Below are 26,736 nucleotides of genomic sequence, written 5' to 3' on the forward strand. Positions count from 1 at the left end.
CGGCCCCGCTGTCTCAGCCCGCTGCCACGGTCAGCGGGGCGTACCGCCGGGTCCAGTCACCCGGTAGCTCGGAGAGCCCGTACGTCATCACCGAGTTGAAGGCGATCGACGCCAGGCCGCGTTCCTTCGCCCACGTCAGCAGCTCCTCATGGCGTACGTCGATGTCGGTGCGCAACGGGCGGTCGGTGTGGGCGGCCAGGGAAGCGACGAGTGCCTTCGCCGTCTGTGTGTCACGGGCGATCAGGGGGCCGACGACATGGTCGTCCATGTTGGGCCAGGCGGCCGTGTAACCGATGATCCGGCCGTTCTCCTCGGCCACGCGCAGCTGATCGGCGAAGGCGGGGAGCCGGGTGAGGATGTGGGTGCGGTCCGTGCCGAAGACCTCTTCGTCGAGTCGGAGGATCGTGGTGAGATCCTCGGCCGTGGCCGGGCGCGTGAAGATCGCAGGATCAGGCCCTCCCGGTGTGAAGTGCCCGCGAACCATCTCGGCCCGTCCGATGACCTTGAAGCCCAGCTCCTCATAGAGCGGACGTCCGTACGGGGTGGAGTGCAGGGTCAGCGGAGTCGTGCCCATCTCCGAGACGACATGGCGCATCAGGCGACGGCCGATGCCCTGGCGGGCATACCGCTCGGCGACCAGAACCATGCCGACAGCACCCAGATCAGGGCGGCCCGCCGGGCCGTACTCGGTCACCACGCAGGCGGTGACAAGGCCACCCTGAGGATCATCGATGCCGTACCCGGTGCCGGCTGCGAGAAGCAGTCCCCACTTGTGCTCCTCACGGGGCCAGCCCCGGTCCTCGGACAGGTCGGCGCAGGCGCTGCGATCGCGAGGCGTCAGACGGCGGATGGGCAGAGCGGCGGGGGAAGGTGTCGACACGCAGGTCAGGCTGTCCGACACGAGCCCTTGGCGTCCACCGGTTTGCGGTCGGACGCACACCCTTTTGGCCATCTCGCGCACAACCGCACAGCACGCGGACAGATGTTTCACGTGAAACATCGGTCTCCAGGCACACGTGTGCAGGCACGGTTGGCCTCGGCGCCGATGGCATGACGGCACCGTTCGACCGGGACGGCACGCTGCCGCACCATGCAACGACCGCGACGAAGTCGTCGAATGCCATCGTCGCCGCCTTCGAAGGCGCGCCACGCTGCGATGCGTTCGGGACGCGTCGGCCGATCCCTGTGACCAGGGGGAGTGCTGTGCCGTCGTCCCGCTCTCGCCGGCGCGGCACTCTTCGGTACTGTGCCGATCTCGGTCGCACGAATGCCGAGCGGTATCTGATGGGCGAGTCACTCACGCGCACGCGGGGCAGGATCTGCGGGATGCCTATGAGTTGGTGCGCCGCGCCCGGTAATTGAAGGAATTGCTGATTCGCCCCCATGGAATTCCCGGTACGGCATGGGGGGACTTGTGTGTGGCGGCCCTGCCGGTAGGGTCGAGTCCGGTTCGTGTCCGAAGCGAGATGCAGTCGTCTCATGGTGGGGGTACGAACGCAGTCCTATGCAGCCTAACCGGACAGGGAGATCGAGGACCTGCGTTTACCGTTACGTGGCGGGTGCGTTCGTGTGCTGTGGAAGGCTTGCGGTGAGTGCTGCGGCCCACGTCACACTCTCACCTACTCGTCCGTAGGGAGCGGGAACCCGGATTGAATGTGGCCGCATTGGTCGACGGGGAACGAACGGGGAAAAGCAAGGCCGTCCGCGGGGGAAAGCGTGCGACTTCCGACTGGAGGCGTACGCAGATCGACCGAAAGATGCTTGAGGCGAGGCAGACCATGGACGCTCCGACCACCACGTCGGCCGGCAACGGCACTTCGGGGGACAGTGACGGAGGCGGCTGGTTCACAGCGCGCACGTCTCCGCCGTCCCCCGGCGGAGACCAGGAGCCCGAGGGCAACCGCCTCGCCGCCCTGCGGCCCGTGGGTCGTTCCCAGAAGACGCCGAACGGCTCGCACCAGAACCGGGAAAGCGCCGCGCGGGAGCGAATACAGACCTCCGCGGACCTTCCTCCCGCTGCCCCGCCTCGCCCCCAGCCCGTCCCGGACGCCGCCGAGCACGGTTCCGAACACTCCGTCCTCGACGCCCGTGGGCCCGCCCAGCGCGGCGACCACGCAGCCACCGCCTCCCCCGACGCCGTTCTCATCCAGCGGACCATGGCTGAGGTCGGGCCCGTCGCCGACAAGGTCACCTCGTACTTCTACGCGCTCCTCTTCGTCCAGCACCCGGAACTGCGCTCGATGTTCCCTCCGGCGATGGACGCACAGCGCGACCGCCTGCTCAAGGCGCTGCTGACCGCTGCCGAGCACATCGACAACACCCCGGTCCTCGTCGACTATCTGCAGAACCTCGGTCGCGGCCACCGCAAGTACGGCACCCAGGCCGATCACTACCCGGCCGTCGGCGAGTGCCTCATCGGCGCGCTGAGCCGGTACGCCAAGGCGAGCTGGAGCGACGAGACCGAGGCGGCCTGGGTCCGGGCGTACACGACGATCTCCCAGGTGATGATCGACGCGGCGGCGGCGGACGAACTGCGAGCCCCGCCCTGGTGGCTCGCGGAGGTCGTCTCGCACGATCCGCGAACCGCGGACATAGCGGTGCTCACCGTCCGTCCCAACCAGCCCTACCCCTTCCTTGCCGGGCAGTACACGAGCCTGGAGACCCCCTGGTGGCCGCGGATCTGGCGGCACTACTCGTTCGCCTCGGCGCCCCGCTCGGACGGACTGCTGTCGTTCCATGTGAAGGCGATCTCCGCGGGCTGGGTCTCCAACGCGCTCGTGCACCGTGCCCGGCCCGGCGACGTTCTGCGCCTGGGGCCGCCGGCCGGCGCGATGACCGTCGACCACGCCACCGACAGCGGACTGCTCTGTCTGGGCGGCGGCACCGGTATCGCGCCCATCAGAGCCATCGTCGAGGACGTCGCCGAGCACGGGCGGCACCGCCCCGTCGAGGTCTTCTACGGAGCCCGCACCGGCCAGGACCTCTACGACCTCGACACACTGCTACGGCTGCAGCAGAGCAACTCGTGGCTCGAGGTCCGCCCGGTCGTGGACCGGCACGGGCTGCTCCAACTGCCCGACGCGATACGGGACCACGGACCCTGGAACGGGTACGACGCGTACCTCTCCGGCCCGCCCGGCATGATCCGCAGCGGTGTGGACGCGTTGAAGGGCGCAGGCATCCCCTCCGACCGCATCCGACACGACTCGGTGGAGGAACTGGTGGCCGCCGGGGACTGACCGCCCGAGGTCTTTGCGCCGAGCGGCCGGCAGCCATTACGTCAGCCCAGGTCGGGCGCGTGCATCGCCCGAACCCCCTCGATGTTCCCGTCCAGGTAGTGCCGCAGGGACAGCGGGACGAGGTGCACGGAGGCGATGCCGACCCGGGTGAACGGGATGCGCACGATCTCGTACTCGCCCAGAGGCTCTTCCACCTCGGGGCCGTGCCGTTTGGAGGGGTCCATGGACTCGAGGCGGCAGACGAAGAAGTGCTGGACCTTCACGCCGGTGGCGCCACCGTCCTCCCCGATGTGCTCGACGGTGTCCACGAAACAGGGCACCACGTCGGTGATCTTGGCGCCGAGTTCCTCGTGCACTTCGCGGTGGAGCGCGTCGACGACAGTCGTGTCCTCGGGCTCGACACCGCCGCCCGGCGTGAGCCAGTAGGGATCCATGCCCGGCTTGGTCCGCTTGATGAGGATCAGGTCGTCGCCGTCGAGCAGAACGGCACGGGCGGTGCGCTTGACCACGGGTCGTACGGTCATGGGAGAAATGTGGCCCTGCATGTTCCACGTGAAACATCACCGGAGCGAGGAAGAGCCGCGGGGTCCCTCTCTGCGCCGACGAGCGGGCCCGTCACGACGCTCTCCTCCGCGGAGATTTCCGGGGCTGCCTCAGGACCACCTCGCCGCGGCCCCCAGCAGCCACTCGTGCGCCCGCGCGATGTGCGGCATGGCCAGAGTGCCCGTACGGACCACCAGAAAGTACGTCCGCAGCGGGGGCACCGCAGGGTCGAACAGGGCGACGACGTCACCGCGGTCAAGGGCGGAGTCGCACAGATAGCGGGGCAGCACGGCCAGTCCGGCGCCCGAGGTGGCGCAGGCGAGGACCGCGCGCAGGTCCGGGACGACGACGGTGCCGGAGGCGGCGGGCCGGGCGTCGAAGACCGAGGCCCAGTAGCGGGCGATGAAGGGCATTGACTCGTGTACCTCGATGACGGGAAGGGCCTCCAGCGCGTCCGCCCCCTTCCGGCGCAGCTGCTCGGGACCGATCTCGTCCGCCCAGCGCGGGGCGGCGACCAGGACGTGTTCCTCGTCGCAGAGGGGAGTCGCGGTGAGCAGGGTGCCGCGGGGCTGGGCGGTGGTGATGGCGAGGTCGTGGTGCCCTGCGGCGAGGCCGTCCAGTGTCTCGTCGGAGTTGCCGAAGGAGACCCGCAGCGCGAAGCCCTGGCCGTCGTCCCCGGTCAGCTCGGTGAGGGCGGGCAGGGCCCGCTCGGCGGTGAACTCCGGTGGACCGGCGAGGTGGAGGGTCCGTAAGGAGGAGTCGTCGTCGAGGCCGGTCTCTGTGATCTCCACCAGCGCGTCGAGATGCGGTGCCGCTTTGTGGGCGAGCTCGTCGCCGATGGTCGTCGGGGTCACGCCTCGGGCCTGGCGCAGGAACAGCGGGCGGCCCAACTGGCGTTCCAGGGTACGTATCTGTGAGGTGACGGCCGGCTGCGAGAGGCCGAGCAGGGCGGCGGCGCGGGTGAAGGAACCGGCCCGGTGCACGGTCACGAATGTACGCAGTAAGGCCAGATCCATGGTTGCCCCCTCCCCTCGCCGTCCTCGGGGCGCCCAACTATAAATAAGTCGATAGGCCCCTGTCGCTACTGTGATTGGACACTGACACAGAGTCAACTAGCCTTGTTCGCGCGGTTCTTCGCATGCGGGAACCGGGGACGGTCCGAGCCACGAGGGGGGAGGCTCGGACCGTCCGTTGTGCGTACGGAGTACTAGTCGGTAGCAACTGCCAGCGCACGCAGCACATCCGCCACGAGATCGTCGGTGTCCTCCGCGCCGGCCGAGAAGCGGATGAAGCCTTCCGGAACCGCGTCGCCTCCCCAACGGCCGCGTCGCTCGGCCGTGGAACGCACCCCGCCGAAGCTCGTCGCGTCGTCCACGAGGCGGAGCGCGTCGAGGAAACGGTCGGCACGCGCGCGCGTGGGCAACGCGAACGACACCACGCACCCGTAGCGCCGCATCTGCTGCGAGGCGATCTCGTGCGAGGGGTCGTCGGGCAGTCCCGGGTAGCGCACCCCGGTCACCTCGGGCCGCCCCTTGAGCGCCTCGGCCACGGCCAGGGCGTTGACGTTCTGCCGGTCGGCGCGCAGCTGGAGGGTGGCGAGCGAGCGATGAGCGAGCCAGGCCTCCATCGGGCCCGGGATCGCGCCGACGATCTTCCGCCAGCGCCGTACGGCGGCCATCAGCGTGGCGTCGCGCCCGACGACGTACCCGAGGAGGACGTCCCCGTGGCCGGTCAGCTGCTTGGTGCCGCTGGCCACGGCGAAGTCGGCGCCCAGATCCAGCGGCCGCTGCCCGAGAGGGGTCGCCAGGGTGTTGTCGACCGCCACGAGACAGCCACGCGCGCGTGCGGCCTCGCTGAGTCGCCGTACGTCGCACACGTCGAGCCCCGGGTTCGACGGCGTCTCGAGCCACAGCAGACTGGCGCCGTCGAGAGCGTCGAACTGGGCGTCGCCGCCCGTCGGGGCGCTGCGCACCTCGATGCCGTACGACCGCAGCTGCTCACCGGCCAGAGGCAGCACGTTGTAGCCGTCGCTCGGCAGGACGAGGACGTCACCGGTGCGCAGTTGGGAGAACAGGACGGCGGAGATGGCGGCCATGCCGGAGGCGAAGGTGACCGTGTCGACGTCGTCCTGTCCGGGCGCCTCCAGTTCGCCGATGGCGCGTTCCAGCAGGGTCCAGGTGGGGTTCTGGTCGCGCCCGTAGGCGTACGGGCCGGTGGGCTCGCCCGGCAGGTGGTAATGGGCGGCGAAGACCGGCCCAGGGAGGGTCGGTTCGTGTTTGACGGGCTCGGGCAGCCCGGCCCGTACCGCGCGGGTGCCGTCTCCGGGGCCCGCGGCGGGGTTCTCCGTGCTCATGAGGCAGCTCCCTCCACCTTCTCGCGTACGGCGGCCAGCAGACCGGGGCTCGCCGCCTCCACGAGTTCCAGGCACTCCTCGAAACCGTCCATGCCTCCGTAGTAGGGGTCCGGAACGTCGAGGTCGTCGCCCGCGGCGGGGTCGTAGGAGCGCAGCAGCCGGATCTTGTCCGCGTCCGCCCCGGTCGGTGCGAGGCGGCGCAGAGCCTTGAGATGGCCTTCGTCGAGGGCGATGACGAGGTCGAGGCGGGAGAACCAGGAGACCTGGAACTGCCGGGCCGCATGGACGCCGGTGTAGCCGTTCGCCTCCAGGACGGACACGGTACGCGGATCGGCGGCGTCACCCTCGTGCCAGCCTCCGGTGCCCGCGCTGTCGACCTCGACCAGGCCGGCGAGCCCGGCCTCCTCCACGCGTGCACGGAAGACGGACTCGGCCATCGGGGAGCGGCAGATGTTGCCGGTGCAGACGAAACAGACTCGATAGGTCATGCGGACCCTCAGTCCCCGTCGGGCAGGACGAGGGAGAGCGCCCAGGAGATGATCGAGATGATCAGGCCGCCGAGGACGGCGGTCCAGAAGCCCTCCACATGGAAGCTCAGGTCGAGCACGTCGGCCAGCCACGAGGTGAGCAGCAGCATCAGGGCGTTCACGATCAGCGTGAACAGGCCGAGCGTGAGTATGAACAGCGGGAGGGTCAGCAGCTGGACAAGCGGCTTGACCACGGCGTTCACCAGGCCGAACACGAGGGCGACCAGCAGCAGCGTGCCGACCTCCTTGCCCGTGCTGTCACCGGTCAGCGTGATCTTGTCGATCAGCCAGACGGCGACCGCCAGGGCGCCTGCGTTGGCGATCGTCTTGACTAGGAAATTCATCATGTGTCTGATCGTGGCAGAAGCGATCGGCACGAGCACTGGGCAGGGGCGACTAAGTCGATGAAGGCATTCCGGTTGGACGAGCTGGAGGCGGAGCGCGCCGCCAATGACGGTGCCTATCTGCAGTTCCTGCGTGAGCGGAACATGTCGGTCGGCCTGTACGCGCTCGATGCCGGCGAACTCGACCCGCAGAAGCCGCACAGCCAGGACGAGGTGTACCTGGTGGTGAGTGGCCGGGCCGCGCTCACGGTCGGCTTGGAGACCACCCAGGTCGCGCGCGGCAGTGTCGTGTACGTGCCCGCCGGGGTCGCCCACAAGTTCCACCACATCACCGAGGACTTGAGGGTCGTTGTGGTGTTCTCTCCGCCGGAGGGCTGACGTCCGCTTCGGTGTTCCCTAGGGGGACGATCAGGGACGGACAAGGGGTGCGAAGCCCCCGGGCGGCCCCCTCGTGCCCCTAGCATCGACAGCAGGACAGCAGAAGGCCCGGAATCAGGGCCCCGGCGGCGGGGCGACGGGTTGGAGACACAAGGAGCAAGGGCGATGCGGGAGATCTTCACGGGGATGCCGTGGTGGGTGAAGTGGATCGCGGTGCCGGTCATCGCCCTGCTGGTGTTCGGAGGGCTGATAGTCAGCGTCGTCCAGATCGTGGTGGGCCTGCTCTTCAAGGTGCTGGTCTTCGTGGCGCTGGTCGGCGGACTGGTCTACGTCGTAAGGAAGTTCACGGCGGGTTCCTCCTCACGCGGTGACTGGTGAGGCGTCAGCACCGCGTAACGGATGAGGTGTGAGTGGGTGAGCCCCGGTCAGGGCGCGGCAATAACAGGAACGTGAGGTTCCCTCGCCCGAGGGAAGTTTCCCGGCGGGGCCGTCTGTGGGCGGTGACGGGCGGCTAGAGTCCGGGAACTCGTCGCGGGCTCTACCCCCCCGGCGGGCGGCGCATCTTCCTCCCGTGTCCCCTGCACGGGCGGCCCTCCTCGCGCTTCGGGAGTGACCCTTGGCCACGGCTGACACCGCACCCGCAGAACCGCTTTCTCCATCAGCCCGGCCGCGCCCCCGGCCGACACAGAGCGTCGTTCCGCCCACACAGCCGGGCCCCCGGTCGGCACCGGCGGCCGCCGTCGAGCAGCCGCGTGTCAGGGCCATGGAAACCCATGTTCCGCAGCCACCGCCGCGTACGGTCCCTCCGAAGAGCCCGGCTCCACCCGTGCAGCCACGGACCTCGCCGGGCGAGGAGGACACGCGATGCCCTGAACCTCCCGCGACGCAGACGCAGACCCAGACGCGGACGCAGTCACCGGCGTCGGCGGCTCAGGCGCAGGGGCAGCCAAGGGCGGCATCGTCCCGTAAACAGGCGCAGCCGCTGGCACCGCCGACCAGGGCCCGGCCCCAGGCGGTGGCGCCCGTACGCCCTGTGTCGCCGCTCGGGCACGGTCCGGGGAGGGGAGCGCGTATCCCGTCCCCGGCGTCGCCGACCGCGGCGGAGTCGAATTCCGGCACTCTGATCGGCTCCGTGCAGCGGGCGATGCGGTTGCTGGAGGCAGTCGCCGAGCGAGAACACGGGGCGCCCGCCAAACAGTTGGCGCGGGATGCCGGGCTGGCGCTGCCCACGGCGTACCACCTGCTCCGCACACTGGTCCACGAGGGCTATCTGCGCCGGGAGAAGGGGTTGTTCTTTCTTGGTGAGGCGGCCGAGCGGCTGAGCAGCAGCGGAGCGCAGCAGAAACGTCGCAGCACGGTGGGCGAGGCCCTGGCGCACTGGCGGGACGCGCTGGGCGTGCCCGTGTACTTCGCGATTTACCGTGACGGTGAGATCGAGGTCAAGTGCGTCGCCGACAGCCCGAACACTCCGGCGGTCGAGGAGTGGGCCGACTTCCGTGAGACCGGTCACGCACACGCCATCGGCCAGTGCCTGTTGTCCCAACTGGGCGACGAGGCGCGCCGCGACCACCTGGACCGCTATCCGGTGCAGTCGCTGACCCCGTACACGGTCCGTGATGACGAGACGCTGCTACGGCGCCTGGACCGGATCGGGCGCATGGAACCGGTCGTCGAGCGGCAGGAGTACGCCCTCGGGACCGTCTGCGCCGCGATTCCCATCACCGCGGGGACGACCGCCGGGACCCTCGCCATCTCGCTGCCCTCGCACCAGGCGGACCGGTTGCTGCCGGTGGCCCATCAGTTGCAGACCGAGATCGGAAAGCTACTAGGGACACTCGCCATCTCTATCAGCATCTGAAAAATCACTCCTTGTGATCTCCTGTGTACTTTCAGCAAACTTCCAGAGGTGTCAGGCGGATGATTCCTGGCCAGTCGACGAACACGGCGGGGTAGGCGATGCGCGAGTCGGTACAGGCAGAGGTCATGATGAGCTTTCTCGTCTCGGAGGAGCTCTCCTTCCGCATCCCGGTGGAGCTGCGATACGAGACCTGTGATCCCTATGCCGTGCGGCTGACCTTCCACCTGCCCGGCGATGCTCCGGTGACGTGGGCCTTCGGGCGGGAGCTGCTCATCGACGGTGTGGGGCGGCCGTGCGGGGACGGGGACGTCCACATCGCGCCCGCCGATCCGGAGACGTTCGGTGAGGTCCTGATCCGGCTCCAGGTGGGCACCGACCAGGCGATGTTCCGGGTTGGCACGGCGCCGCTGGTGGCCTTCCTGGACCGGACGGACAAGCTCGTGCCGCTCGGGCAGGAGCGTTCCCTCGCCGACTTCGACACTCTGCTCGACGAGGCTCTGGACCGCATCCTGGCGGAGGAGCAGAGCGCGGGGTGAACCCGTGACGGCGCCGAGGTGCCGTAACGGTTCAGCGCTTGCGGCGGCGGCCTTTCCCTCCACGTGCCGGAGCGGGCACGGCCGCCGCTTCCGGTGCACCCGGGCGGTCGGCCGAGACGACCAGGGCGGCCAGCACGGTGGTCACCGGCACCGAGGCCACCAGGCCGATCGAGCCGACGAGCGTGCGCACGATCTCCTCGGCGACGAGCTCACTGTTGGCCACCGTGCCGACGCTGCTCTGCGCGATCGAGAAGAGCAGCAGCAGCGGCAGCGCGGCACCGGCGTAGGCGAGGACGAGGGTGTTGACCACCGAGGCGATGTGGTCCCGGCCGATCCGGATACCCGCGCGGTACAGCCCCCGCCACCCCATCGCCGGATTGGCCTCGTGCAGTTCCCAGACCGCCGACGTCTGCGTGACCGTCACGTCGTCGAGCACACCGAGCGAACCGATGATGACGCCCGCGAGCAGCAGACCGCTCATGTCGATCGTCGGGTACAGCCCATGGATCAGACCGGTGTTGTCGTCCGTGTTGCCGGTCAGATAGGCCCAGTCGATGAACCCCGAGCCCAGCAGGCCGATCAGCAGCAGGGAGATCAGGGTGCCGATCACCGCCACGGATGTTCGGGCCGAGAGCCCGTGGCACATGTAGAGGGCGATCAGCATGATGGCGCTCGCCCCGACCACCGCCACCACCAGCGGGTTCGAGCCCTGCAGAATGGCCGGCAGGACGAAGAGGGTCAGCACCAGGAAGCTGATGGCCAGCGCCACCAGGGCCATGACACCACGCATGCGGCCCACCACCACGACGGCGAGCGCGAAGATCCCGGCGAGCAGCGCCATCGGGAACTTCCGGTTCACATCGGTGACCGAGTACTGCAGGTCCTTGGGCGCGGCAGGTTCGTACGCGACCACGACCTCCTGGCCCTGCTCCAACTGCCGTGACTGGTCCGGCTGAACGATCTCTGTGAACGTACGGCCCTTGTCGTCGCCGGTGTCGATCCGGATCGTGGCCTTCTTGCACGTGCCGTTTGCCTGCCGCTGGGCGGACGAGCCCTCGGCGGTGGACGTGTCGCCGGTCGGTGTGCTGCCCGAGGCGTTCACCGACGAGCAGTCGACCTCGTCGACCTTGGTGACAGTGGCCTGCTGAGTCTGTCGGTCGAAGCCCACTCCGGTGCGCTCGTGCGCCGGGGCGCCGCCGGGCCAGAGCACGACGAGGCCCACGACCACCGCGGTGGCGAAGGGGATCAGCACCGCCGCGATGACCTTGCGCAGGTGCTGCGAAACGGGTGCGGCGGGGCCGTGGCTGTGGCTGTGGGAATGACCGTGGCCGCCGCCGGAGGACGAGCCTTGGTCATGTCCGTCACCGGGCCCGTGGCCGCCCCCAGAGCCGTGGCCGCCAAAACCGTGGCCACCGCCGGAACCGTGGCCGTGGTCACCGTCGGATCCATGCCCGTGGCCGTTTCCGGGGCCATGGCCATGAGGCGGCTCGGGGGGTGGAGGCGGAGGCTGCTGCGTCGTGGTCACCGACCGATCATCGCAAGAACGAGCGATGCCCACTGTTCACCGCGCCACATCTGCCGCTAGCGTGGAGACACCTTTGCACACGCGGGAGCTCGGAGCACCGGGCTGAGAGGGCGCTGACCTCCGTAGACGCGATGTTTCACGTGGAACATCGTCGGGCGGAAATCGCTGCGTCGACCGCTGAACCTGTTACCGGGTAATGCCGGCGTAGGGAGTAGGTCTCATGACCATCGAGGACACACGCACGCCTGCCTCCAGCCAGGCGGACGGGGTATCTGCCTCGTCCGAGGGCGAAAGGAACCAGGGCGAACAGCCCCTGGAGGCCGGGAAGTCCATTGGCTGGCACAAGGCGTACATCGAGGGCTCTCGCCCCGATCTGCGGGTGCCGGTCCGCCAGGTGCACCTCACCAACGGGCAGTCCGTCACCCTGTACGACACCTCCGGCCCGTACACCGATCCGACAGCGGACACTGACGTCAGGCGAGGACTCCTCCCCCTGCGCGAGAACTGGATCGTCGCCCGGGGAGACACGGAGGAGTACGCGGGGCGTCCCGTCCGTCCCGAGGACGACGGGATCAAGCACACCTCGCCGCGTGGCGGACTGCGCAACCTCGACGCGGTGTTCCCTGGACGGCCACGCCTGCCGCGCCGCAGCCGTGACGGCCGGGCAGTGACCCAGCTCGCATACGCACGACGCGGGGAGATCACCCCCGAGATGGAGTACGTGGCCGTACGGGAGAACGTTTCTCCTGAGGTCGTACGGGAGGAGATCGCCGCGGGCAGGGCCGTACTGCCCGCGAACGTCAACCATCCGGAGATCGAGCCGATGATCATCGGCAAACGGTTCCTGGTGAAGGTCAACGCCAACATCGGCAACTCCGCGGTCACCTCCTCCATCGAGGAGGAGGTCGAGAAGATGACCTGGGCGACCCGCTGGGGCGCCGACACGGTCATGGACCTGTCCACAGGCCGGAACATCCACACCACCCGCGAATGGGTGTTGCGCAACTCCCCCGTCCCCATCGGCACGGTGCCGCTCTACCAGGCGCTGGAGAAGGTCGACGGCAGGGCCGAGGAGCTGACCTGGGAGATCTACAAGGACACGGTGATCGAGCAGGCCGAACAGGGCGTGGACTACATGACAGTTCACGCGGGCGTGCGCCTCGCGTATGTGCCGCTCACCGCGAACCGCAAGACCGGCATCGTCTCGCGGGGCGGCTCGATCATGGCGGCCTGGTGCCTGGCGCACCACAAGGAGTCGTTCCTCTACGAGAACTTCGCGGAACTGTGCGAGGTCCTCGCCGCCTACGACGTCACGTACTCCCTCGGCGACGGCCTTCGGCCGGGCTCCATCGCCGACGCCAACGACGAAGCGCAGTTCGCGGAGTTGCGTACGCTCGGGGAACTCAACACGATCGCCAAGAGTTTCAACGTACAGACCATGATCGAGGGCCCGGGACATGTCCCGATGCACAAGATCAAGGAGAACATCGACCTGCAGCAGGAGATCTGCGATGAGGCTCCGTTCTATACGCTCGGCCCGCTGACCACGGACGTCGCACCGGCGTACGACCACATCACCTCGGGCATAGGCGCCGCGATGATCGCGTGGTGGGGCACTGCGATGCTCTGCTATGTCACGCCCAAGGAGCACCTGGGACTGCCCAATCGTGACGATGTGAAGACCGGCGTCATCACCTACAAGATCGCGGCTCATGCGGCGGACCTCGCCAAAGGACACCCGGGCGCACAGGAATGGGACGACGCGCTGTCGGACGCCCGCTTCGAGTTCCGCTGGGAGGATCAGTTCAACCTGGCCCTCGACCCCGACACGGCCCGTGAGTTCCATGACGAGACGCTCCCGGCGGAGCCGGCCAAGACGGCCCACTTCTGCTCCATGTGCGGCCCGAAGTTCTGCTCGATGAAGATCAGCCAAAGCATCGCCGAGCGGTTCGGCGGTTCGGCGGCTGAGGGTGCTTCACAGGAGGAGATCGCTGAGGGGATGCTCCAGAAGTCGAAGGAATTCGCGGAGAGCGGGAACCGGGTGTATCTGCCGCTGGCGGAATGAGAATCGGGGTGCGATGCCTCGGCGCTCCGGGGCATCGCATCTTGGGGACCGCAGCATGTCTGCCCTCCTGCTCTCCCGGCGGGCAGACTGCCTCCATGACAGCGAGAGCACTGAGCAAGGGCGCCAACCTTCCCGTCGATTCTCCTACGGTGCGTGTCGAGCTGACCTGGTCCGAAGGGGTCGGCACACCCGATGTCGACGCCTCGGCGTTGCTGCTCACCGGTGTCGGACGTGTTCGCGACGACGGTGACTTCGTCTTCTACAACCAGCCGCAGCACACGTCGAATGCTGTGGCCCACCTGGGAAAGCAGAGTGCCGGCGGTGTTCTCACCGATACGGTCGAGGTGAATCTGCATTTGCTCGAGCCGGCTGTCGAGCGGGTCGTGCTGTGTGCGTCGGCAGATGGCGGAACGTTCGGACAAGTGCCAGGGCTGACCCTGAGGCTGTTGGATGCCGGGACGCGGACCGAGATCGCACGGTTTCACATGGAGGCCGGGACGGAGACCGCGTTCATCGGCGGCGAGCTGTATCTACGGGCGGGGCAGTGGAAGTTCCGCGCAGTCGGTCAGGGCTATGCCTCCGGGCTCGCCGGGCTGGCCTCCGATTTCGGCATCACCGTCGACGAGGCACCCTCGGACACGTCCGCGTTCTCGCCGGAACCTGTCTCTACACCACCTGTCTCTACACCGCCTGTCCCAGCCACAGCACCGGTCGGCCCGCGGCTCAGCAAGGAGGAGGAACAGCTGCCCGTCGACATGCGCAAGCGTCTGTCGCTGCGTAAGGAGCAGGTGGCGGTCAGCCTCAGGAAGCATGGAGCAGCCGGAGTCTCCGCACGCGTCATTCTGGTTCTGGACGCCTCCGGATCCATGTCCTACCTCTACTCCAGAGGTGTCGTCGCCGATGTCGTGGAGCGCATGGCAGCGGTTGCCGCGCAGCTGGACGATGACGGCCAAATGCAAGCCTGGACGTTCGCCTCGAATGCGGCACGACTGCCCGACCTGCGACTCGGGGACCTTCCCGAATGGCTGCGACTGCACGTCCGGGTGGGACAGATCAGCCTCTTCCGCCGTAAGCCAGGCAGAGGACTGCAGCCCGGCCAGGTCGATATGCGGATGGTTGGCATCCAGAACGAGGAACAGAAGGCGATCGCCCAAGTTCGTACGTATGTCCGGGAAAATCCTGCCGCTGCCCCCACTTTCGTGCTGTTCTTTTCCGACGGTGGTGTCCACCGCAACGCCCTGATCGAGCAAGAGCTGCGGGATGCCGTCGAGGAACCGATCTTCTGGCAGTTCGTGGGACTGGGACAATCCAACTACGGAGTGCTGGAACGCTTCGACACCCTGCCTGGACGTCGCGTCGACAACGTCGGATTCTTCGCCGTGGACGACATCAGCACAGTCCCCGACCAGGAGCTGTACGACCGGCTTCTCTCCGAGTTCCCGACCTGGGTGGCTGCCGCCGGCCAGGCGGGCATCCTTTGATCCGACGCTTCCGGGCCATCTCAGGCAGGTAGCCGTCCTCGACCAAGATCTACCAGGGCATCCGTCGTGAACACGGTGGGTTCCGGGCCGAGGGCGGTGGGCGTGGTGTGGCCGTGACCGTCGCTGCCCGCGCGACGAGCGGCGCTCTTCCGGCCGGTTGCCGGGAGAGCCCGCCGCCGCGGGTGGGCGGCGCCTTGGGGCCGGGCCCGGGGCGTACCGGGTAGGCCGCCGAAGCCCGGTGGGTTCCGGGGCGGTAGCCGGAGCCCTGATGCTAATCGGGCTGGTGTTCCGGCCCGCCGAAGTCCGGGCTGGAGAAGTCCGGACTGCTGTAGCTGGGGCGGGAGCGTGAGCTGGCGCTGTCCGGGCTGCTGCTGAAGCTCGGGCGGTTGTAGCCGAGATGCGGCATGCGGCTGGGCGGCGCCGGCCGGTCCGGCTCGCTCAGCACCGCAGGAGCCGGGTTGGCGAGGGCGTCGCGGAGGAACGGCAGGATGCCGCGCTCCAGGAGGGTTTCGCGCCAGGCTTCCCTGGCCCGGGTCACCTCCTCGTTCAGTTCGCTGCGGACCCCGTCGTCCAGGAGGGCGGTGGCGTTGTTGCGCAGGGCGGTGAGGAGGAGGCCGACCGCGGCCACCAGGATCGCCGCCGCGGTGACCGCGCCGAAGACCCACCCCGTGGTGAGAAGGGTCTCGGCGATCGCCCGCTCGGGGTCGAGCACCTTCATGACGTACCCCACGAGCAGGAAGAGCACCGCGGCGGTTCCGGCGAGGACGGGAGCGAGCACCGCGGCGATGGCGCCGGCACCAGCGCCGGCTGCCTCGGTGACCTCGCCCACGGTGGCCGCGAGTCCCACGGCGGTGCCGTCCGGTTCGCTGGAGCCGGACGCCGTCCCCTCATGGGCGGGTGCGGTGGCCGACGACGGGCTGCGGAATTCGCTGCGGATCTTTACGTAGTACTGGTACTCGGTCGCTGCGGCGGCCGTGATGATCGCCGTGGCGTTGAGGGCCATGGTGCGCAGCTGTTCGGGGTTGAGCCGCTGGAGACCGGCGGCGAATTCCGGGCGGTGTGGTGCGGAGCGCAGCGCCTCGCCGAGGATCCGCTCGTACTCCTGGCGGTCCTCACTGAGCAGGTGCTGCGGAACGCTGTTCATGTGCATCCCCCGATGCTCCGTAGGGCTTGTGGCTCGGCATGCTGACGAGCCGTCGGGCAGAAACGGAGGGGAGCCTGCTACGGATAAGCCGATGGTAGAGCGGTGACGGCAGGCCGTGACAGGGGGTTTGAAAAAATTGGGCCCTGGCCAGCGAAGTCTTCCGACGGGTGACGCCTGCCCGCTGACGGCTCAGGTACGCAGGGGGAGTTCCTGGACCAGCAGCTTTCCGGCCATGGTCACGCCGCCGTCCATGGCGACAGCCAGACCCTCCGCATAGGTGTACGGGCCGTTGACCGAGGGGCCCGTGCCGTCCTCGCCGTCCTCCGAACCGACCTCGCCCAGGAGGTACGGAATGGGGCTGTGGCCATGGACGATGCGGGTGCCGCCATAGGTTTCCAGCAGCGAGCGCACGGCATCGGCGCCGCCCTCGTCGCGGAAGGAGAAGCGTCGGGTGAACTTGCGGAAGAGGTCCCAGACCTCGTCCGGGTCGTTGCGCGTGATCGTCTCGCGGACGGTGTCGTTGACCGCCTCGATGGAGTCGCCGTAGTCGCGGTAGGCGGTGGTGTCGGAGTGCACCAGGAGATGCCCGTCGACCTCCTCCATGGCGTCCAGACGAGCCATCCACTGGAGGTGGTGGTCCTGGAGGCGGTCCATGTCGGTCTTCTGGCCACCGTTGAGGAGCCAGGCCGCCTGGAAGGTGGCGGTGCCCGCGCCGGAGTTGACGGGCGTGTCGCCGAACCGCTTGGCGCCGAGCAGCAGCAGCTCGTGGTTGCCCATGAGGGCCTTGCAGTAGCCGCCGGCGGCGGCCGCCTCGGCGGACAGGCGCATCACGAGGTCGATGACGCCGATGCCGTCCGGACCCCGGTCGGTGAAGTCGCCGAGGAACCAGAGCCGGGCGGTGCCCGCCGACCAGTTGCCCGCGTCGTCGACGAGGCCCTTCTCGCCGAGTGCGGCGAGGAGCTCGTCGAGGTAGCCGTGGACGTCCCCGACGACGAAGAGCGGCCCCGGCCGGGCGGCGGACTGCTCGGCCGCCGTGGCCTGCGGGTCGATCACGACCTGAAGCGTGTCACCCCGGTTGATCACCGGCAGGTCCCGCTGGGTCGGGGTGTACCCCTCTGGGTAGCCCTCGGGTTCCTCGGTGGGCCTGGAGGCCTCACCGGGGTCCGTGGTGTGTCCGTACGGACCGGCCTCGTGGACGTACGCGGGCACGCGGAAATCGCGCACCGTCGGCGTCCGCACCTCGGGTCCCTGACCGGCCCCCTGAGTCATCGACCCCTCCACCACCATCGCCCGCATCTGCACCGCATCGGACTGCCTGGTCGCAGCGGCCCGCGGTGTGTGCGCCCATCATAGGAATGCGGATCGCGCCATGTGATGACCCAGGGGTGGTGAAATGGCGCAGGGCCCCAGTTCGCCACGGTTTTCTCCCGAATTGGGCGGGGCTCTCCCCGCCCAATTCCCGTTCGGATCCTCAGATCGGGCGTCAACCCTCTTCAGGTGCTCGTGGCGGGCTGACCGTCGTACGCGGTGGACGCCGCTCGGACGAGGTCCGCACGATCAGTTCCGTCGGTATCACCTGCTCGACCGGTTGGTCCGATTCGACCCCCTCGATGGCGTCGATGAGGAGCTGGACCACAGCCGTGCCGATCCGGCGCGGCTTGAGCGAGAGCGTGGTGATCGGCGGCTCGGTGGTCGCGTACACGGTGGACTCGCTGCAGCAGACGAGCAACAGGTCCTCGGGGACGCGCAGACCGTACCGCCGGGCGGCGGCCAGCAGATCGGTGCCGTTGGGGTCGAAGAGGCCGTAGACCGCGTCCGGGCGGTCCGGCCGGGCCAGCAGCCGGTCGGCTGCGAGGGCACCCGCGCACGGATCGTGCGCCGGATAGGCCTCGTACACCGGATCCTGGCCCACGCGCTCGCACCAACGCAGGTATGCGGTGGTGGAGAGATGTGTGTACGTGTCCGTCGTGGTGCCCGTGAGGAGTCCGATCCGGCGGGCGCCCGCGTCGGCCAGATGGTCGAGGATGCCGAGGACGGCGGCCTCGTGGTCGTTGTCGACCCATGCGGTGACCGGCAGCGAGCCGGCCGGTCGGCCGTCGGAGACCACCGGTAAGCCTTGGCGGACCAGTTCGCTGACGACCGGGTCGTGGTCGGAGGGGTCGATGACCACGGTGCCGTCCAGGGCCACGTTCGACCACACGTCGTGACGTGATGTCGCGGGGAGGATGACCAGGGCGTAGCCCCGGGCCAGCGCGGCCGAGGTGGCGGCCCGTGCCATTTCCGCGAAATACGCGAACTCGGTGAAGGTGAAAGGTTCATCCCCGTACGTGGTCACGGTCAGGCCGATGAGGCCGGACTTGCCGGTTCTTAGGGTTCGGGCTGCCGCCGAGGGGCGGTAGCCAAGTCGGTCGGCGACCTCGCGTACATGGCGTCGGGTGGCGTCCGGGAGCCGGCCCTTGCCGTTGAGGGCGTCGGAGACGGTCGTGATGGAGACTCCGGCGGCGGCGGCCACATCCCGGATGCCCGCCCGGCCCGACCGGCTGCCTCGGCGGGGAGTTTCCGCGCGGCTCACCTGGTGCTTCCCTGCTGCTGTCATGGCGAGCCGATAGTAGGGCTCATGCGGTGGGGTAGTGCGGACGCATATGCACTCGTTGACAGGCACGTTTCTGCATGGTCATTAAGGGTCAATTTCCTTGCATTACAAGGGAGTTGGGGGATCCGATGCCAGGACGTGTCTTGTCGACGCGCATGGGCCTGCCAAGTGGCTCATGTTTCGAAGAGGTCTCAACTCACCTGCACGGGTGATGCGCGCCACGGCGTGAGCCACCGGCGCGTGCGCCCGCGAGCAGCGCGCCCCCTGATTCGTACACGTTCGTGCGCTGATGCCCTTGGGGCGGATGGGACGGCAGAGGCGTGGACGAGGGGGACAGCGGTTGCGTGGCCGCGGGGTGGACGCGGTTGTCCACAGGCCATTCGCAGGGGGGCCGAATCCTCATAAGGTGAGAAGCATTACGTCGACGAGGAGGACTGCGGTGAGCGAGACGAGCCCCAAGCTGCGAGCCGAGCTGGAGGGTATTCCCACCTACAAGCCCGGCAAGCCGGCCGCGGCGGGCGGCCCGGTGGCGTACAAGCTGTCCTCCAACGAGAACCCCTATCCGCCGCTGCCCGGTGTGCTGGAGAGCGTGACGGGGTCGGCCGCGTCCTTCAACCGGTACCCGGACATGGCGTGCACGGGGCTGATGAGCGAGCTCGCGGACCGCTTCGGGGTGCCGGTCACGGACCTGGCCACGGGCACCGGCTCGGTCGGCGTGGCCCAGCAGTTGCTGCAGGCGACCTCGGGCCCCGGCGACGAGGTGATCTACGCCTGGCGGTCGTTCGAGGCGTACCCGATCATCACGCAGGTCAGCGGGGCCACGTCCGTGCAGGTGCCGTTGACGCCGGACGATGTGCACGACCTGGACGCGATGGCGGACGCGATCACCGACCGGACCCGGCTGATTTTCGTCTGCAACCCGAACAACCCGACGGGGACGGCGGTCCGCCGGGCCGAGCTGGAGCGGTTCCTCGACCGGGTGCCCGGTGATGTGCTGGTGGTGCTGGACGAGGCGTACCGCGAGTTCGTGCGGGATGTCGAGGTGCCGGACGGCGTCGAGTTCTACCGCGAGCGGCCGAACGTCTGTGTGCTGCGGACCTTCTCCAAGGCGTACGGGCTCGCGGGACTCCGGGTGGGCTTCGCGATCGCTCACGAACCGGTGGCGGCCGCCCTACGCAAGACGGCCGTGCCGTTCGGTGTGAGCCAGCTCGCACAGGACGCCGCGGTAGCCTCGCTGCGCGCAGAGGACGAGCTTCTCGGCCGGGTCGGCTCGCTGGTCTGCGAGCGGAACCGGGTCGTCGAAGCGCTGCGCAGTCAGGGCTGGACGGTGCCGGAGACCCAGGCGAACTTCGTGTGGCTTCGGCTGGGGGAGCGCACGGTCGAGTTCGCTGGTGCGTGCGAGCAGGCCGGTGTCGTCGTGCGGCCGTTCCCGGGCGAGGGCGTGCGCGTGACGATCGGCGAGACCGAGGCGAACGACATCTTCCTCAAGGTGACGGAGACGTTCCGCAAGGAGCTCTAGAGGGTCGTGGAGGGCTTCTGAGCAGGGGGTTCGGGGATTTTCTCCGAACCCCCTGCTGTTTTTGGACCCCCCACTCCCGTCTCGAACGGGCATGCGTCATACTTGCTTGTGAATGTGAACGCGTTCACAAGCTCGTCCCGGTTGTCCTGAGATGTACGTGACAGGCGGGACAAACTGCCGCAGTGCCACGGCATGTAAGGAGAAGACGTGGACCTCGCTCTGGCGCCGGAGACCCTGGCGCGCTGGCAGTTCGGTATCACGACCGTCTACCACTTCCTCTTCGTCCCGCTCACGATCTCGCTCGCCGCCCTCACCGCCGGCCTGCAGACCGCATGGGTGCGCTCGGGGAAGGAGAAGTACCTCAAGGCCACCAAGTTCTGGGGCAAGCTCTTCCTGATCAACATCGCCATGGGCGTCGTCACCGGCATCGTGCAGGAGTTCCAGTTCGGCATGAACTGGTCCGACTACTCCCGCTTCGTCGGTGATGTCTTCGGGGCCCCGCTCGCCTTCGAGGCACTCATCGCCTTCTTCTTCGAGTCCACCTTCATCGGCCTGTGGATCTTCGGCTGGGACAAGCTTCCGCAGAAGATCCATCTGGCCTGCATCTGGATGGTCTCCATCGGCACGATCCTGTCGGCGTACTTCATCCTCGCGGCCAACTCCTGGATGCAGCACCCCGTCGGCTACCGGATCAACGAGGCCAAGGGCCGGGCCGAGCTCACCGACTTCTGGCTCGTCCTGACCCAGAACACCGCGCTCACCCAGGTCTTCCACACCCTCTCGGCGGCCTTCCTCGCCGGTGGCGCCTTCATGGTCGGCATCGCCGCCTTCCATCTGGCCCGCAAGAAGCACATCCCGGTGATGAAAACCTCGCTGCGACTCGGCCTGGTCACCGTGGTGATCGCCGGCATGCTCACCGCGATCAGCGGCGACCTGCTCGGCAAGGTCATGTTCAAGCAGCAGCCGATGAAGATGGCCGCCGCCGAGGCCCTCTGGGACGGCGAGGCGCCCGCGCCCTTCTCCGTCTTCGCCTACGGCGACGTCGACAAGGGCCACAACACGGTCGCCATCGAGATCCCGGGCCTGCTGTCCTTCCTTGCCAACGACGACTTCGAGTCGTACGTCCCCGGCATCAACGACGTCAACAAGGCCGAGCAGGAGAGGTTCGGGCCCGGCGACTACCGGCCCAACATCCCGGTCGCCTACTGGGGCTTCCGCTGGATGATCGGCTTCGGCATGGCGTCAGTCGCCATCGGCACGGTCGGACTCTGGCTCACCCGCAAGAAGTTCCTGCTGCCGCAGCATCTGCGGGTCGGCGACGACGAGGTGCCGCATCTCGTCCTGCTGCCGAAGAAGGCCCTCGGCCCGACCCTCACCAAGTGGTACTGGCGCATCGCGGTCCTGACCCTGGGCTTCCCGCTGATCGCCAGCTCCTGGGGCTGGATCTTCACGGAGATGGGCCGCCAGCCGTGGGTCGTCTACGGCGTGCTGCGCACCGAGGACGCGGTCTCCCCCGGTGTCTCCCAGGGCGAGATCCTCACCTCGATGATCGTCTTCACCACGCTGTACGCCATCCTCGCTGTCGTCGAGGTCAAGCTGCTCGTGAAGTACGTCAAGGCGGGACCGCCCGAGCTGACGGAGGCCGACCTCAACCCGCCCACGAAGATCGGCGGCGACTCCCGTGACGCCGACAAGCCGATGGCCTTCTCGTACTAGGCCGTACCGGGCCAAGGGAGCACAGTCATGGAACTTCACGACGTCTGGTTCGTCCTCATCGCCGTCCTCTGGATCGGCTACTTCTTCCTGGAGGGCTTCGACTTCGGGGTCGGTGTCCTCACCAAGCTGCTGGCCCGGAACCGTCCGGAGAAGCGGGTCCTCATCAACACCATCGGGCCTGTCTGGGACGGCAACGAGGTGTGGCTGCTGTCGGCGGGCGGCGCGACCTTCGCCGCCTTTCCCGAGTGGTACGCCACGCTCTTCTCCGGCTTCTACCTGCCGCTGCTGCTCATCCTGGTCTGTCTGATCGTCCGTGGTGTCGCCTTCGAGTACCGGGTGAAGCGGCCCGAGGAGAACTGGCAGCGCAACTGGGAGACGGCGATCTTCTGGACCTCGCTGCTCCCCGCGTTCCTGTGGGGCGTGGCCTTCGCCAACATCGTGCGCGGAGTCAAGATCGACCGCGACTTCGAGTATGTGGGCACCCTCGCGGACCTGCTCAACCCGTACGCCCTGCTGGGCGGTCTGGTCACGCTGACGCTGTTCACCTTCCACGGAACGGTGTTCGTCGGTCTCAAGACGGTCGGGGACATCCGGGAGCGGGCGCGGAAGCTGGCGCTGCGCGTCGGTGCCGTGTCGGCCGGACTGGCGCTGCTCTTCCTGCTCTGGACCCAGATCGAAAAAGGTGACGGCGTTTCGCTGTTCGCGGCGGTCGTGGCGGTCGCCGCGCTCGTGACGGCACTGGCGGCGGTGCGAGCGGGGCGTGAGGGCTGGGCGTTCGCCCTGTCGGGGGTCACCATCGTGGCTGCCGTCGCGATGCTCTTCCTCACGCTCTTCCCGAACGTCATGCCGTCCTCGCTGAACGAGGACTGGAGCCTCACGGTCACCAACGCCTCGTCCAGCCCGTACACCCTGAAGATCATGACGTGGTGCGCGGCCATCGCCACACCGGTCGTGATGCTCTACCAGGGGTGGACGTACTGGGTGTTCCGCAAGCGGATCGGTACACAGCACATCGCCGAGTCGGCGCACTGAGTCCCGGCGGGGAGGGGTGTTTGACGATGTTTCACGTGAAACACCCCTCCTCGGACTGAAGGGCCATGTTTCACGTGAAACATGCCTGCCGAGAAGAGGGTGTTTCACGTGAAACCGATCGACCCACGACTGTTGCGGTACGCCCGCGCCACCCGCCTCTTCCTGGTGGTGGTCGTCGGCCTGGGTGTTGTCGGGGCGGCGCTGGTCATCGCTCAGGCCATGCTCATCGCCGATGTGGTGGTCGGTGCCTTCCAGCACGGGATGCCGGTCACTGAACTCCGCACTCCTCTGCTGCTCTTGGCGGCGGTCGCTCTGGGGCGGGCCCTGGTCTCCTGGCTCACCGAGCTGGCCGCTCACCGCGCGAGTGCGGCGGTGAAGTCGGAGTTGCGGGGACGGCTGCTGGAGCGGGCCACCGCGCTGGGGCCCGGCTGGCTGAGCGGGCAGCGCACCGGCTCGTTGGTCGCCCTCGCCACACGGGGGGTCGACGCGCTCGACGACTACTTCTCGCGCTATCTGCCGCAGCTGGGCCTGGCCGTCGTCGTGCCCGTCGCGGTGCTCGCGCGGATCGTCACCGAGGACTGGGTGTCGGCGGCGATCATCGTCGGCACGCTGCCACTGATCCCGGTCTTCATGGTGCTCATCGGCTGGGCGACCCGCTCGCAGATGGACCGTCAGTGGCGCCTCCTGTCACAGCTGTCGGGGCATTTCCTGGACGTCGTCGCCGGGCTGCCCACGCTGAAGGTGTTCGGCCGGGCCAAGGCGCAGGCCGAGTCGATCAAGCGGATCACCGGCGAGTACCGGCAGGCGACCATGCGGACGCTGCGGATCGCCTTCCTGTCGTCCTTCGCGCTGGAGCTGCTGGCGACGATCTCGGTCGCACTGGTCGCGGTCACCATCGGCATGCGGCTCGTGCACGGCGAGATGGACCTGTACACCGGGCTGGTCATCCTTGTGCTGGCCCCCGAGGCATATCTGCCGGTCCGCCAGGTGGGCGCTCAGTTCCACGCGGCAGCCGAGGGACTCGCGGCGGCCGAGGAGATCTTCGAGGTCCTGGAGACACCGGTACCGATGCCCGGGACCGGGGCTGTGCCGTCCGCCGGTGACATCCGCTTCGACGGGGTGACCGTCCGGTACCCCGGGCGGTCGTACGACGCGGTCTCGGACGTTTCCCTCACGGTGGCCCCCGGGGAGACAGTGGCCCTCGTCGGGCCGAGCGGCGTGGGCAAGTCGACGCTGCTGAATGTCCTGCTGGGGTTCACGGAGGCGACGGCGGGCGGGGTGCGGGTCGGGGGAGCCGATCTCGCCTCGCTCGACCCGGACGAGTGGCGTTCGCGCGTGGCATGGGTGCCGCAGCGGCCGCACCTGTACGCCGGGTCGATCGCCGAGAACATACGGCTGGCCCGTCCGGACGCGGACGAGGCGGCGGTACGGCGGGCGCTCACCGACGCGGGGGCGCTGGAGTTCGTGGACGCGCTGCCCGCCGGGGCCGAGACGGTTCTCGGTGAGGACGGCGCCGGCCTCTCCGCCGGCCAGCGGCAACGGCTCGCCCTCGCCCGTGCGTTCCTCGCCGACCGGCCCGTGCTGCTCCTCGACGAGCCGACGGCCTCGCTGGACGGGGAGACCGAGACAGAGGTCGTGGAGGCGGTGCGGCGGCTGGCGGTGGGACGGACCGTGCTGCTGGTGGTCCACCGGCCGGCGCTGTTGGGGGTGGCGGACCGGGTGGTGCGGCTGGAGGGGCGGGCGGCTGAGGTGCTGCCCATCCAGGAGCCTTCGTCGAGGGAACCCGCCGGTTCGCTCGGGCCGCGCCGGCGAGGACCAGCGGAGTCACCGGGAGAGTCCGGCGTTCCTGGAACGGCGGTCGTGCGGCCCGTAGGTGCGGACGACGAGAAAGCTGCCGCCTTGCGTGCGCCCCTCGCTGCGGCTGGAGCCGGGAGCACGGTGCCCCGCCCCGACACGATGCCCCACGCCTCCCGGCGAGGTGTACTCGACCGCGTCCGCCACATGGCCGGGCCGCGCCGGGGTCGGCTCGCCCTCGCCCTGCTGCTGGGCAGCCTCGCGCTGGGTAGTGCCGTCGGGCTGATGGCGACCTCCGGGTGGCTGATCTCGCGGGCCTCGCAGCAGCCTCCGGTGCTGTATCTGATGGTCGCGGTGACGGCGACGCGGGCGTTCGGGATCGGACGGGCGGTGTTCCGGTACGCGGAGCGGCTGGTGTCGCACGACGCCGTGCTGCGGATGCTGGCCGACACGCGGGTGGCCGTCTACCGGCGGCTGGAGCGGCTGGCGCCCGCAGGGTTGCGGACGACCCGGCGGGGCGATCTGCTCTCGCGGCTGGTCGCCGATGTGGACGCCCTGCAGGACTACTGGGTGCGCTGGCTGCTGCCTGCCGGGGCCGCGGCGGCCGTCTCCGCTGCCTCCGTCGGGTTCACCGCCTGGCTGCTGCCCGAGGCCGGCATGACTCTCGCCGTCGGGCTGCTCGCCGCCGGGGCCGGGGTACCCCTCGTGACCGGAGCCGTGGCCCGGCGGGCTGAGCACCGGCTGGCGCCGGCCCGCGGGATGCTCGCCACCCGCGTGGCCGATCTGCTCACCGGCACCGCCGAGTCGACGGTCGCGGGCGCCCTGCCGACGCGTATCGCCGAGGCACGGGAGGCCGACCATGTGCTCACCCGGATCGCCTCCCGAGCCGCCACCGCCACCGCGCTCGGTGACGGGCTCACCGCGCTCGTCTCCGGGCTCACCGTCGCCGGCACCGCGTTCTTCGGCGCACTGGCCGTCGGGGAAGGGCGGCTGAGCGGTGTGGCCATGGCCGTCGTCGTGCTCACCCCGCTGGCCGCGTTCGAGGCGGTGCTGGGGATGCCGCCGGCCGCCCAGTTCCGCCAGCGGGTACGCAGGAGCGCGGAGCGCGTGTACGAGGTGCTGGACGCACCCGACCCCGTACGCGAACCGGAGGCGCCGGCCGAGGCGCCGGTGTCGCCGTTCCCGCTGCGGCTCGAAGGGCTCGGCGCGAGGTACGTCGGGCAGGACCGGGACGCGGTCGCCGGGCTGGATCTCACGCTCGAACAGGGGCGCAGGATCGCGGTGGTCGGTGTCTCGGGGGCCGGCAAGACGACGCTCGCGCAGGTGCTGCTGCGCTTTCTGGACGCGCGGGAAGGGATGTACACGCTGGGCGGCGTGGACGCGTACACGCTCGACGGGGACGCCGTACGGCGGCTCGTGGGGCTGTGCGCCCAGGACGCGCACCTCTTCGACAGTTCGGTCCGGGAGAACCTGCTGCTCGCCCGGAAGAGCGCGGGTGAGGCGGAGCTGCGGGACGCGCTCGCGCGGGCGCGGCTGCTCGGCTGGGCCGACGAACTGCCCGACGGGCTGGACACCCTGATCGGCGAGCAAGGGGCGCGGCTGTCCGGCGGCCAGCGTCAGCGGCTCGCGCTCGCCCGCGCGCTGCTGGCCGACTTCCCCGTCCTCGTCCTCGACGAGCCGGCGGAACACCTGGACCTGCCGACGGCCGACGCGCTCACCGCGGACCTGCTGGCCGCGACCGAGGGCCGTACCACCTTGCTGATCACCCATCGGCTGGCCGGTCTCGACGCCGTGGACGAGGTCGTCGTGCTGGCGGAGGGGCGCGTCGTGCAGCGCGGGGCCTACGCGGAACTGGCCGTGGTGGATGGTCCCTTGCGGGCGATGGTGGAGCGGGAGGCGGCGGGGGAACTGCTGGCCGGGGTCTGAGTGGTTCGCTGCGGTCGGGGAAACGACGGGGGTGTGACAGGGGCTCACCGCGCGCCACCGCCCCGGGTTGCTGTTCTCTTCTCCGTGGTCCCCTGCCGTCGGGCCGCCGTCGTGTGGCCGACCGTCGACCGGGACCGATGCCGAGTGACATCGGACGTTCGGT

The 26,736-nt window shown here is 69.0% G+C and carries 21 protein-coding genes; 11 read left to right on the forward strand and 10 right to left on the reverse strand.

From position 1 onward, the window contains the following. Positions 1-13: 13 nt before the first annotated feature. Positions 14-880 (reverse strand): GNAT family N-acetyltransferase, encoded by an 867-nt coding sequence (locus AWZ10_RS13325; RefSeq protein WP_046706393.1) that lies wholly within the window; start codon positions 878-880, stop codon positions 14-16. Positions 881-1,778: 898 nt separating this feature from the next. On the opposite strand from AWZ10_RS13325, the gene AWZ10_RS13330 reads away from it, so the two are divergent. Beyond that, positions 1,779-3,239 carry a globin domain-containing protein gene (locus tag AWZ10_RS13330; protein ID WP_234361134.1) on the forward strand — a complete coding sequence of 487 codons (1,461 nt, stop codon included), beginning with the start codon at positions 1,779-1,781 and terminating at the stop codon, positions 3,237-3,239. A gap of 41 nt (positions 3,240-3,280) precedes the next feature. Here the strand turns inward: AWZ10_RS13330 and AWZ10_RS13335 are convergent, their stop codons facing one another. The 5 genes from AWZ10_RS13335 to AWZ10_RS13355 all read right to left on the reverse strand — a co-directional run bounded on the left by AWZ10_RS13335 (position 3,281) and on the right by AWZ10_RS13355 (position 7,009). Next, the gene (locus tag AWZ10_RS13335) at positions 3,281-3,763 is read right to left on the reverse strand and encodes an NUDIX domain-containing protein (protein ID WP_037689600.1); all 483 of its coding nucleotides are present in this window, start codon (positions 3,761-3,763) and stop codon (positions 3,281-3,283) included. A gap of 129 nt (positions 3,764-3,892) precedes the next feature. Then, complete coding sequence (locus AWZ10_RS13340; protein WP_046706376.1) at positions 3,893-4,798, reverse strand: LysR family transcriptional regulator; 906 nt, start codon at positions 4,796-4,798, stop codon at positions 3,893-3,895. 191 nt (positions 4,799-4,989) lie between these two features. Beyond that, a complete protein-coding gene (locus tag AWZ10_RS13345; RefSeq protein ID WP_046704300.1) occupies positions 4,990-6,135 on the reverse strand; it encodes a cystathionine gamma-lyase in 1,146 nt (381 codons plus the stop codon). Continuing rightward, positions 6,132-6,623, reverse strand: a complete 492-nt coding sequence (locus AWZ10_RS13350) for a low molecular weight protein-tyrosine-phosphatase (protein WP_046704299.1) — start codon at positions 6,621-6,623, stop codon at positions 6,132-6,134. Before AWZ10_RS13350 ends, AWZ10_RS13345 begins: the two co-directional genes overlap by 4 nt. An 8-nt stretch (positions 6,624-6,631) precedes the next feature. After that, positions 6,632-7,009, reverse strand: coding sequence for a phage holin family protein (locus AWZ10_RS13355; RefSeq protein WP_046704298.1), 378 nt, complete (start codon positions 7,007-7,009; stop codon positions 6,632-6,634). A gap of 57 nt (positions 7,010-7,066) precedes the next feature. Between AWZ10_RS13355 and AWZ10_RS13360 the strand changes: the two genes are divergently transcribed. From AWZ10_RS13360 to AWZ10_RS13375, 4 genes are all read left to right on the forward strand, one after another. Next, positions 7,067-7,384, forward strand: coding sequence for a cupin domain-containing protein (locus AWZ10_RS13360; protein ID WP_046704297.1), 318 nt, complete (start codon positions 7,067-7,069; stop codon positions 7,382-7,384). 165 nt (positions 7,385-7,549) lie between these two features. Beyond that, the gene (locus AWZ10_RS13365; protein ID WP_046704296.1) at positions 7,550-7,762 is read left to right on the forward strand and encodes a DUF5326 family protein; all 213 of its coding nucleotides are present in this window, start codon (positions 7,550-7,552) and stop codon (positions 7,760-7,762) included. A 754-nt stretch (positions 7,763-8,516) separates the two neighbouring features. Further along, positions 8,517-9,242, forward strand: coding sequence for an IclR family transcriptional regulator (locus AWZ10_RS13370; RefSeq protein ID WP_046704295.1), 726 nt, complete (start codon positions 8,517-8,519; stop codon positions 9,240-9,242). A gap of 98 nt (positions 9,243-9,340) precedes the next feature. Next, positions 9,341-9,778 carry an SsgA family sporulation/cell division regulator gene (locus AWZ10_RS13375; RefSeq protein ID WP_005482911.1) on the forward strand — a complete coding sequence of 146 codons (438 nt, stop codon included), beginning with the start codon at positions 9,341-9,343 and terminating at the stop codon, positions 9,776-9,778. Between the two features lie 31 nt (positions 9,779-9,809). Here the strand turns inward: AWZ10_RS13375 and AWZ10_RS13380 are convergent, their stop codons facing one another. Further along, positions 9,810-11,303: a YibE/F family protein gene (locus AWZ10_RS13380; RefSeq protein WP_060891150.1), complete on the reverse strand. Its 1,494-nt coding sequence runs from the start codon at positions 11,301-11,303 to the stop codon at positions 9,810-9,812. 220 nt (positions 11,304-11,523) lie between these two features. Between AWZ10_RS13380 and thiC the strand changes: the two genes are divergently transcribed. After that, on the forward strand, positions 11,524-13,368 hold the full coding sequence (thiC, locus tag AWZ10_RS13385; protein WP_046704293.1) for a phosphomethylpyrimidine synthase ThiC: 1,845 nt from the start codon (positions 11,524-11,526) through the stop codon (positions 13,366-13,368). A gap of 95 nt (positions 13,369-13,463) precedes the next feature. Further along, positions 13,464-14,849, forward strand: a complete 1,386-nt coding sequence (locus AWZ10_RS13390) for a VWA domain-containing protein (protein ID WP_046704292.1) — start codon at positions 13,464-13,466, stop codon at positions 14,847-14,849. A gap of 271 nt (positions 14,850-15,120) precedes the next feature. Here AWZ10_RS13390 and AWZ10_RS13395 read toward each other — a convergent pair whose 3' ends face one another. The 3 genes from AWZ10_RS13395 to AWZ10_RS13405 form a co-directional block, all read right to left on the reverse strand. Beyond that, positions 15,121-15,999 (reverse strand): hypothetical protein, encoded by an 879-nt coding sequence (locus tag AWZ10_RS13395; RefSeq protein ID WP_046704291.1) that lies wholly within the window; start codon positions 15,997-15,999, stop codon positions 15,121-15,123. 183 nt (positions 16,000-16,182) lie between these two features. Then, entirely contained in the window at positions 16,183-17,277 is a 1,095-nt protein-coding gene (locus AWZ10_RS13400; protein ID WP_244172480.1) for a metallophosphoesterase, read from the reverse strand. A 199-nt stretch (positions 17,278-17,476) separates the two neighbouring features. Further along, positions 17,477-18,589: a LacI family DNA-binding transcriptional regulator gene (locus AWZ10_RS13405; protein ID WP_078935298.1), complete on the reverse strand. Its 1,113-nt coding sequence runs from the start codon at positions 18,587-18,589 to the stop codon at positions 17,477-17,479. A gap of 436 nt (positions 18,590-19,025) precedes the next feature. Here AWZ10_RS13405 and hisC point away from each other — a divergent pair, with 436 nt between their 5' ends. The 4 genes from hisC to cydD all read left to right on the forward strand — a co-directional run bounded on the left by hisC (position 19,026) and on the right by cydD (position 26,573). Further along, positions 19,026-20,105, forward strand: coding sequence for a histidinol-phosphate transaminase (hisC, locus tag AWZ10_RS13410; protein WP_046704289.1), 1,080 nt, complete (start codon positions 19,026-19,028; stop codon positions 20,103-20,105). 207 nt (positions 20,106-20,312) lie between these two features. Beyond that, positions 20,313-21,821, forward strand: coding sequence for a cytochrome ubiquinol oxidase subunit I (locus AWZ10_RS13415; protein ID WP_046704288.1), 1,509 nt, complete (start codon positions 20,313-20,315; stop codon positions 21,819-21,821). Between the two features lie 27 nt (positions 21,822-21,848). Then, positions 21,849-22,853 carry a cytochrome d ubiquinol oxidase subunit II gene (cydB, locus tag AWZ10_RS13420; protein ID WP_060891151.1) on the forward strand — a complete coding sequence of 335 codons (1,005 nt, stop codon included), beginning with the start codon at positions 21,849-21,851 and terminating at the stop codon, positions 22,851-22,853. Between the two features lie 108 nt (positions 22,854-22,961). Next, positions 22,962-26,573: a thiol reductant ABC exporter subunit CydD gene (gene cydD, locus AWZ10_RS13425; protein WP_208618492.1), complete on the forward strand. Its 3,612-nt coding sequence runs from the start codon at positions 22,962-22,964 to the stop codon at positions 26,571-26,573. The last annotated feature ends 163 nt before the right edge of the window (positions 26,574-26,736 follow it).

The organism is Streptomyces europaeiscabiei, from assembly GCF_001550375.1.
Lineage (GTDB): Bacteria > Actinomycetota > Actinomycetes > Streptomycetales > Streptomycetaceae > Streptomyces > Streptomyces europaeiscabiei.

Excerpts from the sequence above, each read along its gene's own strand:
- AWZ10_RS13395 (WP_046704291.1), bottom strand. The coding sequence starts at position 15,999 with ATGCACATGAACAGCGTTCCGCAGCACCTGCTCAGTGAGGACCGCCAG.
- AWZ10_RS13360 (WP_046704297.1), top strand. The coding sequence starts at position 7,067 with ATGAAGGCATTCCGGTTGGACGAGCTGGAGGCGGAGCGCGCCGCCAAT.
- AWZ10_RS13330 (WP_234361134.1), top strand. The coding sequence starts at position 1,779 with ATGGACGCTCCGACCACCACGTCGGCCGGCAACGGCACTTCGGGGGAC.
- AWZ10_RS13365 (WP_046704296.1), top strand. The coding sequence starts at position 7,550 with ATGCGGGAGATCTTCACGGGGATGCCGTGGTGGGTGAAGTGGATCGCG.
- AWZ10_RS13335 (WP_037689600.1), bottom strand. The coding sequence starts at position 3,763 with ATGACCGTACGACCCGTGGTCAAGCGCACCGCCCGTGCCGTTCTGCTC.
- AWZ10_RS13340 (WP_046706376.1), bottom strand. The coding sequence starts at position 4,798 with ATGGATCTGGCCTTACTGCGTACATTCGTGACCGTGCACCGGGCCGGT.
- AWZ10_RS13375 (WP_005482911.1), top strand. The coding sequence starts at position 9,341 with ATGCGCGAGTCGGTACAGGCAGAGGTCATGATGAGCTTTCTCGTCTCG.
- AWZ10_RS13350 (WP_046704299.1), bottom strand. The coding sequence starts at position 6,623 with ATGACCTATCGAGTCTGTTTCGTCTGCACCGGCAACATCTGCCGCTCC.
- AWZ10_RS13355 (WP_046704298.1), bottom strand. The coding sequence starts at position 7,009 with ATGATGAATTTCCTAGTCAAGACGATCGCCAACGCAGGCGCCCTGGCG.
- thiC (WP_046704293.1), top strand. The coding sequence starts at position 11,524 with ATGACCATCGAGGACACACGCACGCCTGCCTCCAGCCAGGCGGACGGG.
- cydB (WP_060891151.1), top strand. The coding sequence starts at position 21,849 with ATGGAACTTCACGACGTCTGGTTCGTCCTCATCGCCGTCCTCTGGATC.
- AWZ10_RS13345 (WP_046704300.1), bottom strand. The coding sequence starts at position 6,135 with ATGAGCACGGAGAACCCCGCCGCGGGCCCCGGAGACGGCACCCGCGCG.
- AWZ10_RS13390 (WP_046704292.1), top strand. The coding sequence starts at position 13,464 with ATGACAGCGAGAGCACTGAGCAAGGGCGCCAACCTTCCCGTCGATTCT.
- AWZ10_RS13405 (WP_078935298.1), bottom strand. The coding sequence starts at position 18,589 with ATGACAGCAGCAGGGAAGCACCAGGTGAGCCGCGCGGAAACTCCCCGC.